The 15,483-nt window shown below is 74.9% G+C and carries 15 protein-coding genes; 5 read left to right on the plus strand and 10 right to left on the minus strand.

What is annotated here, in order from left to right; translation table 11 throughout:
* The first annotated feature begins 64 nt into the window (after positions 1–64).
* A complete protein-coding gene (locus tag AFB00_RS28300) occupies positions 65–934 on the plus strand; it encodes a spermidine synthase (protein ID WP_068799712.1) in 870 nt (289 codons plus the stop codon).
* Positions 935–953: 19 nt separating this feature from the next.
* Here AFB00_RS28300 and AFB00_RS28305 read toward each other — a convergent pair whose 3' ends face one another.
* The 3 genes from AFB00_RS28305 to AFB00_RS28315 form a co-directional block, all read right to left on the minus strand.
* The gene (locus AFB00_RS28305) at positions 954–1,745 is read right to left on the minus strand and encodes a hypothetical protein (protein WP_068799713.1); all 792 of its coding nucleotides are present in this window, start codon (positions 1,743–1,745) and stop codon (positions 954–956) included.
* A 170-nt stretch (positions 1,746–1,915) separates the two neighbouring features.
* Positions 1,916–2,614 carry a DUF3291 domain-containing protein gene (locus AFB00_RS28310; RefSeq protein ID WP_335726548.1) on the minus strand — a complete coding sequence of 233 codons (699 nt, stop codon included), beginning with the start codon at positions 2,612–2,614 and terminating at the stop codon, positions 1,916–1,918.
* 134 nt (positions 2,615–2,748) lie between these two features.
* The gene (locus AFB00_RS28315; protein ID WP_068800764.1) at positions 2,749–3,480 is read right to left on the minus strand and encodes a class I SAM-dependent DNA methyltransferase; all 732 of its coding nucleotides are present in this window, start codon (positions 3,478–3,480) and stop codon (positions 2,749–2,751) included.
* Positions 3,481–3,677: 197 nt separating this feature from the next.
* Between AFB00_RS28315 and AFB00_RS35540 the strand changes: the two genes are divergently transcribed.
* On the plus strand, positions 3,678–3,803 hold the full coding sequence (locus AFB00_RS35540; protein ID WP_257785246.1) for a hypothetical protein: 126 nt from the start codon (positions 3,678–3,680) through the stop codon (positions 3,801–3,803).
* A gap of 64 nt (positions 3,804–3,867) precedes the next feature.
* Positions 3,868–5,121, plus strand: coding sequence for a YcaO-like family protein (locus AFB00_RS28320; RefSeq protein ID WP_197519692.1), 1,254 nt, complete (start codon positions 3,868–3,870; stop codon positions 5,119–5,121).
* A gap of 16 nt (positions 5,122–5,137) precedes the next feature.
* Here AFB00_RS28320 and AFB00_RS28325 read toward each other — a convergent pair whose 3' ends face one another.
* The 5 genes from AFB00_RS28325 to shbA all read right to left on the minus strand — a co-directional run bounded on the left by AFB00_RS28325 (position 5,138) and on the right by shbA (position 11,188).
* A complete protein-coding gene (locus tag AFB00_RS28325) occupies positions 5,138–6,280 on the minus strand; it encodes an endolytic transglycosylase MltG (protein ID WP_083275892.1) in 1,143 nt (380 codons plus the stop codon).
* Between the two features lie 125 nt (positions 6,281–6,405).
* Complete coding sequence (gene ruvX, locus AFB00_RS28330) at positions 6,406–6,837, minus strand: Holliday junction resolvase RuvX (RefSeq protein WP_068799716.1); 432 nt, start codon at positions 6,835–6,837, stop codon at positions 6,406–6,408.
* Positions 6,834–9,494, minus strand: a complete 2,661-nt coding sequence (gene alaS, locus AFB00_RS28335) for an alanine--tRNA ligase (protein WP_068799717.1) — start codon at positions 9,492–9,494, stop codon at positions 6,834–6,836. Before alaS ends, ruvX begins: the two co-directional genes overlap by 4 nt.
* A 77-nt stretch (positions 9,495–9,571) precedes the next feature.
* A complete protein-coding gene (locus AFB00_RS28340) occupies positions 9,572–10,393 on the minus strand; it encodes a hypothetical protein (RefSeq protein WP_068799718.1) in 822 nt (273 codons plus the stop codon).
* An 18-nt stretch (positions 10,394–10,411) separates the two neighbouring features.
* On the minus strand, positions 10,412–11,188 hold the full coding sequence (gene shbA, locus AFB00_RS28345; protein ID WP_068799719.1) for an RNA polymerase sigma factor ShbA: 777 nt from the start codon (positions 11,186–11,188) through the stop codon (positions 10,412–10,414).
* 256 nt (positions 11,189–11,444) lie between these two features.
* Between shbA and AFB00_RS28350 the strand changes: the two genes are divergently transcribed.
* Positions 11,445–12,506, plus strand: a complete 1,062-nt coding sequence (locus AFB00_RS28350) for a S1 family peptidase (RefSeq protein WP_068799720.1) — start codon at positions 11,445–11,447, stop codon at positions 12,504–12,506.
* A gap of 6 nt (positions 12,507–12,512) precedes the next feature.
* On the opposite strand, the gene AFB00_RS28355 is transcribed toward AFB00_RS28350, so the two are convergent.
* Positions 12,513–13,874: a replication-associated recombination protein A gene (locus tag AFB00_RS28355; RefSeq protein WP_068799721.1), complete on the minus strand. Its 1,362-nt coding sequence runs from the start codon at positions 13,872–13,874 to the stop codon at positions 12,513–12,515.
* Between the two features lie 40 nt (positions 13,875–13,914).
* Positions 13,915–15,042 carry a hypothetical protein gene (locus tag AFB00_RS28360; protein WP_068799722.1) on the minus strand — a complete coding sequence of 376 codons (1,128 nt, stop codon included), beginning with the start codon at positions 15,040–15,042 and terminating at the stop codon, positions 13,915–13,917.
* Positions 15,043–15,217: 175 nt separating this feature from the next.
* Here AFB00_RS28360 and AFB00_RS28365 point away from each other — a divergent pair, with 175 nt between their 5' ends.
* Positions 15,218–15,439: a hypothetical protein gene (locus AFB00_RS28365; protein WP_068799723.1), complete on the plus strand. Its 222-nt coding sequence runs from the start codon at positions 15,218–15,220 to the stop codon at positions 15,437–15,439.
* The last annotated feature ends 44 nt before the right edge of the window (positions 15,440–15,483 follow it).

A 15,483-nucleotide genomic window follows, 5' to 3' on the forward strand; every position in this document is an offset into this window, starting at 1 on the left:
GTTGCACCCACGATCCCGGTACCTGTGGACAACTCCGCGACCGGTGGGCGGGCAGGATGGCGGCATGGACAGCGGCGCGTCACGGGCGGCGGAACGGGACGCCGCGGCGGTGATCCGGGCCGAGGTCGACCACGGTGTGGCCGAGCTGGTCCGGGACCCGGACCGGCCGCAGTCCTGGACGCTGCTGCTCGACGGCACCGCGCAGTCGCACGTCGACCTCGCCGATCCCGAGCACCTGGAGTTCGAGTACGTCCGGCGGATCGCGCACGTCACGGACCTGGTGGCGGTACCGGCGGTGCCGCTGCGCGTGCTGCACCTCGGGGGCGGCGCGTGGACGCTGGCCCGCTACCTCGCGGCGACCCGGCCCGGCTCGGCACAGACGGTCGTCGAGCTCGACGCGGCGCTGGCCGACATGGTGGCCCACCGGCTGCCCGGACCGGGCGACTCCGACGGGCTGGAGGTCGTGACCGCCGAGGCGCGGACGAGCCTGGCGTCGTTCGCGGCCGGGGCGTACAACCTGGTCGTCCTGGACGTCTTCGCCGGCGCGCGGACCCCGGCCCAGGTCACGACCGTGGAGTTCCTGCACGAGGTGCGCCGGGTGCTCGCACCGGACGGGGTGTACGTCGCGAACCTGGGCGACGGCGCCCCGTGGCCGTTCCTCCCCGGCCAGGTCGCCACCCTGGGCTCGGCCTTCGCGGAGCTGGCCGCGATCGCCGCGCCGGACGTGCTGCGGGGACGGCGCTTCGGCAACCTCGTCCTCGTCGGCGCCGACCGGGCGCTGCCGGTCCACGACCTGGTGCGCCGGGCTGCGGCGGACCCGTTCCCGGCCCGGGTGCTCGACGACGCCGCCGTCCGCGCGCACGCAGGGACCGTCGTCACCGACGCGACGGCGGTGCCGTCGCCGCGGCCGCCGGCGGGTTTCTGGGGGCAGTGACGCCCCGGCCCGCCGACGGTCAGTTGCCGGGCAGCCCGAACGCCGAGCGGAGCTGATCGGCCCCGACGACCTCGTCGGCCGGTGGCGCGGTGACCGACACCGGGGCGCCGTAGTCCCGGTAGTCGGCGCTGATCACCGTGCCGTCCGGAGCCCGGTTCTCCGCCCGCACCGGCTTCCCGTCGGAGTCGACCCACAGGTCGAGGGTCTGGCTGTCGTCGCCGGGGTACTGCGCGCGCAGGCCGTCGAGCGTCGCCTGGTCCAGGCCGAGCCGGAGGTCCACGACGGCCTCGTGGAAGCGGAGGGTGCCGGCGTAGTGGGTCGTCGGCACCCCGCCCCGGTCCTCCTCGCCGACCACGCGCAGGTCCCCGGCCTGCACCAGCAGCGCGGCACTGCGGATCGGGTCGGTCCGCTCGAAGGCGGCGCGGAACGTGGTGCCCAGCGGACCGAACTGCTGCTCCAGGTCGGCGAAGCTCTGCTCGATCCACGACTTCCCGGCGAGCGGGCCCATCGCGGGCAGTCCCTGGGGCAGCGGCGAGTACAGGGCGTCCCGGGTGATGCGCACCGTCATCCCCGAGCCGCTGATCTCGCCGGTGAGCCCGTCCGCCCAGGCCAGGCCCCCGGTGAACGCGAGCGGCGGGGTCTGCGGGGACTCGTAGCGGGTGTCGAACAGGACCGAGCCCGCCGAGCGCGCCTGCTCGACCTGGCCGGCGAGCTCCGTGCGGGGATCGGCCGTCGCGGCCGGCCCCGAGCAGCTCGCGACGGCGGCGAGCGCCAGGACGGCGGTGGCGACCGCCCACGGTCGGATACGCATGATTCCCCCTCGGGCCGGGCCGCCGGAGGACGTTCCGGCAGGTCGATCCCGCACCCCGGCGGGATTCTGGCACGCAACGGGTGCGCCGGGTGGCGGAATGACGATGGCCGGTCGGCGGATCCGCTCGTGCTCTCCGCGGCGGGCGCGCGGGTGGTGGCCGCCACCGCGGATCAGACCGTGTAGCGCCACCCGGGGTCGCCGGCCCGGGCCTGCTCCACGACGGCCCCGGGAGCGGGGAACGGTTCCCGGAACGTGAAGGCCCGGGCCGTCGCGCCGTGCTCGCGCAGATGGTCCAGGCGTTCCTCGGCCTCGGCCACCGACGGCCGGTGGCCCCGCGGAACCCACCACAGCACCTGGTGCGGCCGGCCGAGGCGGCGGAAGCCCTCCCGTCGCCGGCGCAGCACAGCCAGGTGCTCCGGATTCCGGTAGGCGAAGTCCGCGAGCGCCTCCACCGAGGCCCACACCGACATGTTGACGATCAGCCGGTCGTCCCCGAAGGCCCGGATCGCCGTCGCGTCGCCGTCCTCGGTCTGCAGGCGCCATCGGAATCCCGGTGCGGAGTCCGCGACCGCGTTGACCGAATCCAGCGCCCCGGTGAACCACCCCATCTCCGGTTCCGTCAACGGGGTCGTGGGTAGTCCGATGTTCACCTGTGCGATCTCCCAGTCGGCCATACCGAGAACTCTATACAGCCCGGAACGCCTTTCGATCGGCCGAGAGGTGGTGAGCACGTTTCCCGATGAGCACGCCGCCGGGAAGCCGGCCGTGAACGCCGTCCGCCGCCCTGCACCGGCCAGCATGCGATGTCCGTGACCTGGCAGGACGAGGTGTACCAGAATGCGGATCTCGTCGAGGATTCCGCTTTCCATCGAGCACACTGTGAGCCGAGATTCCGAACTCCGGAACACCAGAACGGCGCGAAGTGGTCGTAGCGGCGCCGACCGAGAAGCAGAGTTCCCACCGTGCGGTTCCGCCGGACGTTGCAGTCGAGACCGTGCCCGGGTCACCCGCCCCGCGGGACCGCCAGGACGACGAACTCCAGCCCCGGCCGGTCGGGCGCGTCACGGATCTCGTGCACACCGAGGCCCGCGTCCTGCAGCGTCCGCTCGATCTCGTCGCGCTCGCGGAACCGGATGGTGGACTCCGACGTGAGCGTCGTGCCGTCCGCGGAGAACCGGTACGTGTAGGTGAACGTCACCAGCGGCAGGTCGACCGTGGTGAGCCGGTGCCGGCGCTGCACCCGGCCGATCCCCGCCACCTCGGCCGTCTCGACCCCGTCGCCCGCCCGGCGTTCCCACGCCCGCGCCTGCGGGCGGCGGGTCTCGAAGACGAAGCACCCGTCCGGGTGCAGCGCGGCGCGGACGTGCCGCAGCATCGCGGCCCACCCGTCGTCGGTCAGGACGGCCTGGGCTGCGTTGCCCGTCATCGTCACCAGGTCGACGTCGGAGCCGGGCGGGATCGCGCGCGCGTCGCCGTGCACCCAGCCGACGGCGTCGGCACCCGGCTTCGACCGGGCCACCCGCAGCGACCCGGCGGCCGGATCGACACCGGTGACGTGACGCCGCGGACCCGCCAGCCGCAGTGCGAGCACGCCCGTCCCGCACCCGAGGTCGACGATGCGGCGGGCCCCGCGCTCGCGGGCCAGGTCCACGTAGGCGTCGAGGTCCCGGCGGTCGGGCTCGAACGCGTCGTAGACCGGTGCCAGCCGGGGATGGTCGTAGAGCGCGTCGGGCATCCGGTCACGGTAGGCACCGACCCGGCCCGCGGCGACGGGATTCCCTCCACCACGGTGCCCGGTTCCTGCCCGCACGGGCGGCATGCGTACCCGTCCCGCGTCCGCGCCGGGCGTGGCGACGACCGTGCGTGCGACGTTCGGGGCTCCATCGGACCCGGTGGGCGACCACGCGAAAGGTGATCGACATGGGCTTGCACATGGGTATCGACCGTCTCCCGCCGCCCCGCGAGGAGGTGCAGCTCGCCGCGAGCGAGGAGCAGCTGCTGGCCGAGCTGACCGGGGACGCCGGCCGGGACCGGCCGGACACCTCCGGCTCGGCCTGACGTCCGGGTGGTGGTGCGGGACCTCCCGCACCACCACCGTCACCCGCGTACCGACGGGAGTCCCGTGCCCATCACCGACGTCGACGCACCGCAGGACGGCGAGCGTGCGCACCCGCTCGCCGAGGCCCACCACCACGCGCTGGCCGCGGTCGCCGCACTCGGGCTGACGGCCGAGCTGACCCCGGTCCCCGCCGCCCGGCCCGGTCTCGGCACCGGCGCCTGGCACTGCGTCCTGCACCGGGACGGTGTCGCCCTGGAGTACGGACGCGGCTCCGGGAAGGGTGCGGATGCGGCCGCCCGGGTGGGGGCGGTCTACGAGGCGCTGGAACACCATCTGGGCTGTGTGCCCGACCCCCGGGAGCTGGTGCTGCGGACCGCGCACGAGGTCGCCGTCCCCGCCGATGCGGGGGACGCCCTGCTCGCCCTGCTGGCCGAGGGGCCGGACCGGCCGCTGGCCTGCCTGCCCCACCGCTCGCTGACCGGGGGTGCCGACCTGGACGTACCGGCCTTCGTCTCGATGCCCGGGTACCTGCTGCAGCCGCCCGCGGTACGCGCGGCGGCGGGTGACACCTACGACTACGGCGTCGTCGCCCGGTACTCGACGAACAACGGCTGGGCGGCCGGGCGCACCCCGGACGAGGCCGTCGTGCACGCCCTCAACGAGATCGTCGAGCGGGACGCCATGTCCCTGCTGCTGGTCCGGCAGTTCCTCGCCGACCCGCCGGGGACCCTGTCGGTGCTGGATCCCGCCACCCTGCCCGGCGGCCTCGCCGAGCTGCACGCGACGGCCGAACGGGTCGTCGGCACCCGGGTGTGGCTGCTCGACATGACGACCGACCTCGGCGTGCCCGCCTACTGGGCCTACGTCGCGCCCACGCCGGGGCAGCCGTCCCGGTTCCGCGGCTGCGGGGCGTCGCTGTCACCCCGCTACGCCGTCGAGCGGGCGCTGTACGAGCTCGTCCAGTGCCACTCCGGGCTGCACGCGACCCCGTCGGCGAGCGGTACCGAGCCGGTCCGCACGGCCGCGTACCCGGCGCTGCACCGCTGCTACCTGGCCGATCTGTCCGACCGGCTGCCGGGCGCGACCCGGGTCCCGTTCGCCGGCCGGGAGACGCCCGGCACACCGCGGGGACACCGGGACCGGCTGCTCGACCTCCTCGCCGGGCACGGTCACCAGGTGTGGGCCCGGGAGCAGTACGTGGGCGAGCACCTGGCCGTGGTCACCGTGCACGTGCCGGGGCTGGAGCGGTTCATGATCGTCGGTGACGACGAGATCGTCGTGCCCGGCGCCCGCGGCCGGGCCGCCGCGCGCCGGTGACCGGATCGGAGCCGGCTCAGAACGCGCCGGCCTCCCGGGCCCGGGTCACGTTGGCCCGGTGCTCGTCGAAGGTGACGGCGAAGCACGAGGTGCCCTCGGTGGTGCACCGGACGAAGAACAGCCACTGCCCCGGTTCCGGCGCCTCGGCGGCCTGCAGCGCCGCCGTCGACACCGACGCGACCGGCGTCGGCGGCAGCCCGGTGGTCATGTAGGTGTTGTAGGGGCCGGCCGTCCCCCGGGCCTCGGCCGTCGTCCGCAGCGCCTGGACGTCGAGCGGGTAGTTGACCGTGGAGTCCATCTCCAGACGCTGGTCGACGGCGAGCCGGTTCTCGATCACCCGGGCCACCTTCGGCATGTCCGGGACGAGCGCCTCCTTCTCCACGATGGAGGCCAGGACGAGGGTCCGGTAGGCGTTCTCGCCCGACAGCCCGGCGTCGGCGAGCCGCTCCGCGGACACGGCCAGCACCTCGCGCAGCAGGTCCTCCGGGGAGCCCTGCGGGTCGACGTCGTAGGTGCCGGGGGCGACCAGGCCCTCGAGCCTGCGCTCCGGGGCCGCGGCGGTGAATCCGGCCCGGGCCCACTCCGGGACCCCGATCGCGGCCGGGTCCGCGGCGGCCATCGCCGCCCGCAGGTCCTCGACGGCCGTGCACTCGGCGTCGCCGTCGGCCGCGCCCAGGCAGGTCGCCTGCGAGATCTGGGAGAGCACGCCGGGGCTGACCGTGCCGTCCGGGGCGCGGGTGTCGTCGAGCTGCACACCACCCTTGACGTCCATGAACCCGACCCGGCGCTGCGGGTCGACCAGCGCCTCGGCGGCGGCCGCGCCGGACATCTGCGCCCGCAGCTCGTAGAACCCCGGCTGGACGCGGGCGACTCCCGGCTCCTCCGCGGCCGCCGAGACGAACGACCCGCGCGACTTGACGACCCCCTGCGCGACGAGGGCGTCCCCGATCGCGCTGGTGGAGTCGCCGGACGCGACGCGCACGACGACCGAACCGTTGCCCGCGCCGGGGTAGTCGTCCGGGCCGAGCAGCATCACCGAGACGGCGACCAGCACCGCGCCCGCGAGCAACGCGGACGCGAGCAGCGCGAGCCGGCGACGTCGGAAGTCGACGGGCGTCGAGCGGTGGCGGACGGGCGGCGCGGTCACCGGGGTGCTCACACCCGGGCCCGTGCCCGGGTACGTCGGTTCACGTGCTTCTCGCCGGGGCCGTCACGCCTCCGAGGGTAACGGTCGGAGTTCCACGCGCGGCAGGCACCCGGGAAAGTCGATCTTGAATCCGCCGGTCAGCCCCGGGTGCGGTCCAGCCAGCCCTGCAGGATCTGCACCGCGGCGGCCTGGTCGACGACGGCCCGCTGCCGGCGGCCCTTCACCCCGCGGCCGGAGAGCTGGCGGCTCGCGACGACCGTCGTCATCCGCTCGTCGGTCAGCTCGACCGGCACGTCCAGCCCGGCCGTCAGCGCGTCGGCGAACTCCCGGGCCGCCAGCGCCGCCGGGCCGTCCTCGCCGCGCAGGTTGCGGGGCAGCCCGAGCACCACGCCGACGACGTCGTGCTCCGCGGTCAGCTCCGCGATCCGGCGCACGTCCGAGCCGTTCTCGACGTCGCGCGCGACGGTCTCCACCGGGGTGGCGAGGATCCCGTCGGGGTCGCACATCGCGACCCCGACCCGGACGGCGCCCACGTCGATCCCGAGGCGCCGGCCGCGGGGCCGGATCACGGGCGCAGCGCGGCGCGAAGCTTCTGGACCGCGGCGTCGATCCCGGACGGGTCGGTGCCGCCGCCCTGGGCCAGGTCCGGCTTGCCTCCGCCGCGCCCGCCGACGGCCGGCGCGAACTCGCCGATCAGCTTCCCGGCGGCGACACCGCCGTCCCGGGCGGCCTTCGTCGTCGCCACGACGAAGGACACCTTGCCGTCGGCCACGGCGAACAGCGCGACCACGCCGGGCCGGTCGCCGAGCTTGCCGCGGACGTCGGCGGCGAGGGTGCGCAGGTCGTTGCCGGCCACCCCGTCCGGAGCCGTGACGGCGACGAGCGCCGTCCCGTCCAGGTCCTCGGCCGCACCGGCCAGGCTCCCCGCGGAGGCGAGCACGGCGTCGGCACGGTGCTTCTCCAGGTCCCGCTCGGCGGTGCGCAGGCGCTCCACCAGGCCGGAGATCCGGTCCGGCAGCTCCTCCGGGCGGGCCTTGAGCTGCTCGGCGAGCTGGTTCACCAGCAGGTGCTCGGTGGTGGCGTGCTGGAACGCGTCCAGCCCGACCAGGGCCTCGACCCGGCGGACACCGGAACCGATCGAGGACTCGGAGAGCACCCGCACCAGGCCCAGCTCGCCGGTGCGGCGCACGTGGGTGCCACCGCACAGCTCGCGGGAGTAGTCGCCCATGTCGACCACGCGGACCCGGTCGCCGTACTTCTCGCCGAACAACATCATGGCGCCGAGGGTGCGGGCCTCGTCGATCGAGGTCTCGTAGGTCTGGACCTCACGGTCGGACTGCAGGACCGTGTTGACCTCCTCCTCGACCTCGACCAGGGCGGCCGGGGAGACGGCCCCGGTCGGCGAGGTGAAGTCGAAGCGCAGCCGGCCCGGGGCGTTCAGCGAGCCGGCCTGGGCGGCGGAGCTGCCCAGCGCACCGCGCACACCGGCGTGCACCAGGTGGGTCGCGGTGTGCGCGCGGGAGATCGCAGTGCGCCGCGCAGGGTCGACCTCGGCGACGACCTCCGCGTCGAGGGTGACGGTGCCGGCGGTGACCACGCCGCGGTGCACCCGCAGCCCGGCCACCGGGGCCTGCACGTCGTCCACCCGGACCTCGAAGGACCCGCCGCGGAGCACGCCGGTGTCGGCCTGCTGGCCACCGGCCTCGGCGTAGAAGGGCGTGCGGTCGAGCAGGACCTCGACCGGCTGCCCCTCCTCGGCGACCGGGGTGGTCTGCCCGTCGCGGAGCAGGCCGACGACCCGGGCCTCGGAGTTCAGCGTCTGGTAGCCGAGGAAGTCGGTGACCCCGTGGGTGTCGAGCACGGCCCGGTACACCGAGGCGTCGACGAAACCGACCTTGCGCCCGGCGGCGTCGGCCTTGGCCCTGGCCCGCTGCTCCCCCATCAGCGCGGTGAAGCGCTCGCGATCGACGGCGAGCCCGGCCTCGGCGGCCATCTCCAGGGTGAGGTCGATCGGGAAGCCGTAGGTGTCGTGCAGCGCGAACGCCTGGTCGCCCGGCAGCGTCGAACGCCCGGCCGATCGGGCCTCGGCGACGGCCCCGGCGAAGATCTTCTCCCCGGCGGTGAGCGTGCCGCGGAAGGTCTCCTCCTCGGCCAGGATGACGGCCGAGATCCGCTCGAAGTCGGCGGCCAGCTCCGGGTAGGTCGGGGCCATCGTGTCCCGCACGACGGCGGCGAACTCGCCCAGGCACGGCCCGGTGATGCCGAGCAGCCGGGCGGAGCGGACGATCCGGCGCAGCAGGCGGCGCAGCACGTAGCCGCGGCCCTCGTTGCCGGGGGTGACGCCGTCGCCGACGATCATCAGGCTGGACCGGGCGTGGTCGGCGATGACCCGGAAGCGGACGTCGTCGGCCTCGTCGGCGCCGTAGCGCCGGCCGGAGAGCTCCTCGGCCCTGGCGATCACCGGGCGGACGAGGTCGGTCTCGTAGACGTTGTTGACCTCCTGCAGCAGGAAGGCCACCCGCTCGACGCCCATGCCGGTGTCGATGTTCTTGTGCGGCAGCGTGCCGATCGGGGGGTGCCCCTTCTTCGGGGACAGCTCGCCGCGCTCGTCCTGCATGAAGACGAGGTTCCAGATCTCGAGGTAGCGGTCCTCGTCGGCCTCCGGGCCGCCCTCGGCGCCGAACTCCGGGCCCCGGTCGAAGTAGATCTCCGAGCACGGGCCGCCGGGACCGGGCACGTCCATGTCCCAGTAGTTGTCGTCGCCGCCGCGACGCTGGATCCGCTCCTCGGGGAGCCCCGCGACGTCGCGCCAGATCCCGATGGCCTCGTCGTCGTCGTTGTAGACGGTCACCCAGATCCGCTCCGGGTCGAAGCCGTAACCCCCGTCGGCCTGGCTGTTGGTGATCAGCGTCCAGGCCAGCTCGATGGCGCCGCGCTTGAAGTAGTCGCCGAAGGAGAAGTTCCCGGCCATCTGGAAGAACGTGGTGTGCCGGGTCGTCCTGCCGACCTCGTCGATGTCCGGCGTGCGCACGCACTTCTGGATCGACGTGGCCCGCGGGTACGGAGCCGGGACGTCACCGAGGAAGTACGGCTTGAACTGCACCATGCCCGCGTTGACGAACAGCAGCTGCGGATCCTCGAGGATCAGCGAGGCGCTCGGGACGGGGGTGTGCCCGGCACCCTCGAAGTGGGCGGTGAAACGACGGACGATCTCGTGGGTCTGCACCGGAGGACTCTCGTGACGGGTACGGCGATGGCTGGCGGTTCGAGGCTACTCCCCGTGTGCGAGGAGGTTTCCGCCGGTCACCGGCGGTCGATCTCCGCCAGGAAGGTCCGGGTGCCGGTCCCGGGCGCCTCGTCGGCGCGCAGCCCGCAGTACAGGACGACCAGCGCCGAGGTCGTGAACACGACCAGCGGGATCGTCAGCAGGTTGATCACCAGCTGGCTGACGACCAGCTCCGGGTCCCCCGGCGACGAGCCGAGCGAGAACAGCCCGCCGAGCAGGACGGCGGCGACGCCGTAGCCGACCGTGATCACGAACAGCGTCAGCAACCGGCCGACGGTGCCGAGGAAGCGCTGGTTGACCAGCGTGAACGTCCGGCCGAGTCCGGACCGCTCGACGGCGACGACGCCCAGCAGCGCCCCGCCGAACACGATCGTCAGGTACACGCCGGGCAGCACGAGCAGCACGTACCCGATGACGGTCAGGACGGCGCTGAGGACGGTCCAGCCCAGCAGCGGCAGGAACCGCCGACCGGCGAACCCGAGCACCTCGCCCGGCGTCCACCGCACCCCGGCCGCGTCCCGGACGATCACGAAGACCGACGCGGTGAGTCCCAGCGTGCCCAGCACCGCGGACACCACACGCACCAGGCCGACGTCGGTCGACAGCGCGTAGTCGAACCCGTAGCCGGGGGCCAGCGCCTCGGCACCGTCGAACACCCCGAGGCCGCCCAGCACCCCGACGACCAGCGCCACCGGGACGAACACCAGCAGCTGGATCACCGTCAACGGCACGAGACTGCGCCGGGTGACCGCCACGCTCCGCCCGAACCAGGCACCGAGGTCCCGGGCGACGAGCGGGTCGTCCGGCGGGGGCGGCGCAGTGTCGTAGCGATCGGCCATGGCGCGCAACGTAGACGGCTACGCCTCCCGGGCCCGCGGGATCGCCGGAGGGATACCCGAAAGAGCACGCTTCGTGATCAACCGGTCACTCGACGACCGGGACCGCTGGGCCGGGACCGCGACCGGCACCGGCGGGCCCGGCCGGGCGCTCTCCCGGCGGACCTCCAGCGCGTCGAGCTCGCGGCGCAGCCGTTGCAGGGCCCGGTGCTGGGCCACCCGCACGGCGCCGGGGGTGGAGCCGACCGCCTCGGCGGTCTCCTCCGCCGTCATCCCCACGGCGATCCGCAGGGTCACGATCTCGGCCTGCCGCGGGCCGAGCACGGCCAGCAGCCCGCTCAGCCGCTCGCTGCGCTCGGCGTCGAGCAGCACCTGCTCCGGGTCGTCCGCGTCGCCGGTCCGCTCGGGCAGCTCCTCCACCGCGTCGCACCGGTTGCGGGCCATCGCCCGGAACACGTCGGCGACCTTGTGCCGGGCGATGCCGAAGACGAACGCGCGGAACGAGAGCGCGGACAGCGTGTAGCCGGGCAGCACGGCCAGCACGGCCATGCAGATCTCCTGGGCCACGTCGTCGGCCGACCCGGCGACCGTCTCCCGGCGGCCGAGCCGGCCCCGGCAGAACCGCTGGACCAGCGGATGGACCCGGGACAGCAGCAGCGCCACCGCGTCCGGATCACCGTGGACGGCCGACTCCAGCAGCTCGGCCGGGAACGGTTCGGCGCCCGGGGCCCGGCCCGGTGCTCCACGACCGCCGTCGACGACGGTCGGTGCGGCGACGGCCGCGGCCCGGTCCGGCATCCTGTCCAGAGCTCCCCTCGGGTGCGACCTGCCCGCCGCGCCCGTCCCCCCGTGCCGGACCATCCGTCCGGCCTGCGTTCAACCCTGGCCACGCCTCCGAACGGGGTCAATGCAGATGCTCAATTTGCGGTACGCCGCGAGCGCCGTCCGGCGGGTTCGCGAGATACGAACGCAACCGTGACCCGGCCGGGTCCGCGTCGTTGAGCCGGATGTCCGTGTCCGCTCCCCCCGCCCGCTCCCTGCCGAAGGATCCTCAGTGCCCCTGCGTCACCCACGCCGCCTGCTCCTCACCGTGCTCGGCGCCACCGCCGCGATCGGGATCGGGGTGGCCGTCCCCGCGACGGCGGCCCCCACGCTGCCGGTCGGCCTGCCGGCCCTGACCGAGGACGCCGCGGCCGGTCTGCTCCCCGCGGTCACCGAGGCCGGCGGCGGCGCGCTGGCGGGCACCTGGTTCGAGGACGGGAAGCTGATGGCCGGGACCTGGGACCCGGCGCTCGCCCCGGTGCTGAGCGGGCTCGGCGCCACCCCGGTCGTGCGGGACGAGCCGCGCCGCGACCCGGCCGCTGTGCTCGGCGAGCTGGCCGCCCGGACGGCGGACGCGATGCCCGAGGGGCTGGCCGCCTACGGCGTCGACCCGCGGACCGAGCAGGTCGTGCTGGAGATGGTCGACGGTCCCGGGGCGGACACGCTGGCCGGCGAGCTGACCTCGGGCATGGACCCCGCCGCGTACCGGGTCGAGCGGGTGCCCGCCGCACCGCACCGGCAGGCGGTGTCCGGCGGCGACACGATCCGGGACGGGGCCCAGCGCTGCACCGCCGGGTTCGTGGCCTCGGACTCGGCGGGCGACTGGCTGCTGACCGCCGGGCACTGCACCCGCGGCGGCTCCGCGACCTGGTACGACGAGGCCCAGAACCCGATCGGGAGCACCAGCCGGACCGCCGGTGGCGGGATCGACGTCGGCATGATCGCCGTCGAGTCCGGCACGGCGTCGCCCACGGTGGCCGGCACCCCGGTCGCCGGCAGCTCCGCGGCCCCGGTCGGCGCCTCGGTGTGCTTCTACGGCTCGACCAGCGGCCGGTCCTGCGGTCCCGTCGAGCGCACCGACGTCACCGTGAACTTCGAGGGCCAGCAGCAGTCCGGGCTCACCTCGGTGGCGACCTGCGCCCAGGAGGGCGACTCCGGCGCGCCCTACATCACCTCCGGCGGGCAGGCCCAGGGCGTGCACACCGGCGCCGGTGGCCCGGACAACTGCACCAGCTACTTCACCCCGATCGCGACCGCGACCGACGCCCTCGGGGTCACGCTGAGCACCGGCTGAGCCGGGTCAGCCCCGCACCACCCGGCGCAGCTTCGGCAGGCGCTCGGCGAGCGTGCGCTCGTACCCGCGGCCGGACGGCGTGTAGTAGTCGGTCCCGACCACGTCGTCCGGCGGGTACTGCTGGCGGAGCACGCCGTCCGGGTCGTCGTGCGGGTAGCGGTAGCCGACGGCGTTGCCGAGCTTCTGGGCCCCGGCGTAGTGGCCGTCGCGCAGGTGCGGCGGCACCCCGCCGACCTTGCCGGAGCGCACGTCCGCCATCGCCGCGTCGATCGCCGTGATCACCGCGTTGGACTTCGGCGCGGTCGCCAGGTGCACGGTGACCTGGGCGAGCGCGATCCGCGCCTCCGGCATCCCGACGAGCTGCACGACCTGCGCGGCCGCCGTCGCGGCGGGCAGCGCGGTGGGATCGGCCAGTCCGACGTCCTCCGAGGCGTGCACCATCAGCCGGCGCGCGATGAACCGGGCGTCCTCGCCCGCGACGATCATCCGAGCCAGGTAGTGCAGCGCCGCGTCCGGGTCCGAGCCCCGGATCGACTTGATGAACGCACTGATCACGTCGTAGTGCTGGTCACCGGCCCGGTCGTAGCGGACCGCCACCTCGGTCACGGCCCGCTCGACCGCGTCGAGGTCGACGACGGCGTCCCCGCCGGCGCCCAGCACGCCGTCCGCTGCGGCCTCCAGCGCGGTGAGCGCCCGCCGCCCGTCCCCCGCGGACAGCCGGACGAGTGCGTCCTCGCCCTCCTCGGCGAGGACGACGGTGCCGTTCAGCCCGCGTTCGGCGGCGACGGCGCGGCGGAGCAGGGCCCGGACGTCGTCCTCGCCGAGCGACTGCAGCTGCAGCACCAGCGAGCGGGACAGCAGCGGGGACACGACGGAGAACGACGGGTTCTCCGTCGTCGCCGCCACGAGCAGGACCAGCCGGTCCTCCACCGCGCCGAGCAGCGCGTCCTGCTGGGTGCGGGAGAACCGGTGCACCTCGTCGATGAACAGCACGGTCGAGGTCCCGCTGCGGTCCCGCCGCGTCCGCGCCTCGGAGATGACGGCGCGCAGTTCCTTCACCCCGGCCGAGAGCGCGGACAGCGCGACGAAGTGCCGCTGCCCGCCGCCCGCTCCGGCCATCAGCCGGGCCAGGGTCGTCTTCCCGGTCCCCGGCGGGCCGTAGAGCAGCACCGACGCCGCGGCGCCGCCGTCGAGCAGCCGGCGCAGCGGCGCACCGGGGGCCAGCAGCTCGGACTGCCCGACGACCTCGTCGAGGCTGCGCGGGCGCATCCGGGCCGCCAGCGGTGCGTCCGGGCGGGGGCCGTCGTCGGCCGCGTCCGGGTCGCCGTCCGGTCCGGGGTCGATGTCGAACAGGCCGTCGGTGCTCATCACCGACCAGCCTGTCAGAGCGACCGGCCGGTGAGCGTGCTCAGGGTCGGTCGATCTCGTCGGCGAGCACCGGCGTGTGCACGGCGTGGTTCTCGTGGAACCGGTTCTCCGCGTAGACCACCACGACCACCGCGCTCGCGACGACGGCGACCGGCACCGCCAGCACCACACCGACGATGGTCCCGACGACCGGGCCCACGACGGACGCCAGCCCGGCGACGACCCCGATCACGACCACGACGACCACGGACGCCAGTCCGGCCAGCACGAGCCGGCCCAGCGTCGGGAAGAACCGGGGATGGGTGAGCGTGAAGATCCGGGCGATCCCGCCCCGCTCGACCGCGACGACCCCGGGCAGCGCGCTCAGCACCGTGCCGGCGTAGAGCGAGCCGGCCAGTACCGGCAGCAGCGAGAAGAACCCGAGCAGCCCGCCCAGCACGGCACCCCCGACGGACACGACGGCCGCCGCGGCGACGGTCCAGCCGATGGCCGGCAACGACCGGTGCCGGACGAACGCGAGCACCTGGTCGCGGGTGTAGGGCCGGCGCGCGGCGTCCCGGACCACGACGAACACCGACGCCACCGCGCCCAGCGCGTAGACCACGACGGTCAGCACCGTGAGCAGGGCGACGAGCAGCGTCGCGCCGCTCAGCACCGTCGCGCTCGCGAAGCCGCGCCCGAGGTAGCCCGGCCCCGTGCTCAGCCCGAGGAACAGCAGCACCAGCTGGGTCAGCAGGATCGGGACGAACACCAGCGCCTGGATCAGCAGCAGCGGCTTCAGGCTGCGGCCCACGGTGCCGACGACCTTGGCGAACCAGTCGCCGAGCGAGAACGGGACCAGCGGGTCCGGCGAGGTGCTCGGGAACGGGTGGCCGACCTGCGCCTGCTGCGGGCCGCCGTAGGGCGGGTGCCCGCCGTGGGGCGGCGGGTACGCCCCCGCGGGGTACCCGTACGGCCCGGCGGGCGGCTGTCCCTCGCCGTAGCGGACCCCGGCGGGGTACTCCTGGTAGCCGTACGGCTGCTGCTGCCCGGGGTACGGCCGGGCACCGCCGTACGGCCCACCCGCGTACGGCGGCGGGTAGCCCTGCGGCTGCGCGGAGGGCCGGTCCGCCGACGGGCTCCCGGCGCCGGGCGAGGGATCGCCGCCCTGCGGCGGTTCGGTGCTCATGTGCGCGGACCCTAGTCGCGCACCGGCTCCGCGGGGGACCCGGTGCGCCGGGTCGAACCCGTCTCGTGACCCGGTGCCGCCCGATCGGGGACGACCCCGGATCGTCGCCGGAACGCAACGCTCCCGACGCACCCCGTCACCGCCCGGCAACGGTCGCGGTGCATGCTCACCGGACATGGACACGCTCTCGGGTTGCCCGCTCTGCTCCCGCCCCCGCACCCCGGCCGACGCCCGCGGGCTCGCCTGGAGCAGCCACCACGGCCCGTCCGGCGTCGGCTACGTCTGCGGGCCGTGCACCCGGTCCGGGCTCGCCGACCTCGAGTGCGGCCTGCTCGACCCCGTCCGCACCCGGCCGGTGCCGCCGGTCGCGCAGCCGGCGGAACACCGCGCAGCCTGACCGCGACCGGGTGACCACCGCCGGGGACCGGCCGGCGGCGCCGT

The organism is Pseudonocardia sp. HH130630-07 (assembly GCF_001698125.1).
Classification (GTDB): domain Bacteria; phylum Actinomycetota; class Actinomycetes; order Mycobacteriales; family Pseudonocardiaceae; genus Pseudonocardia.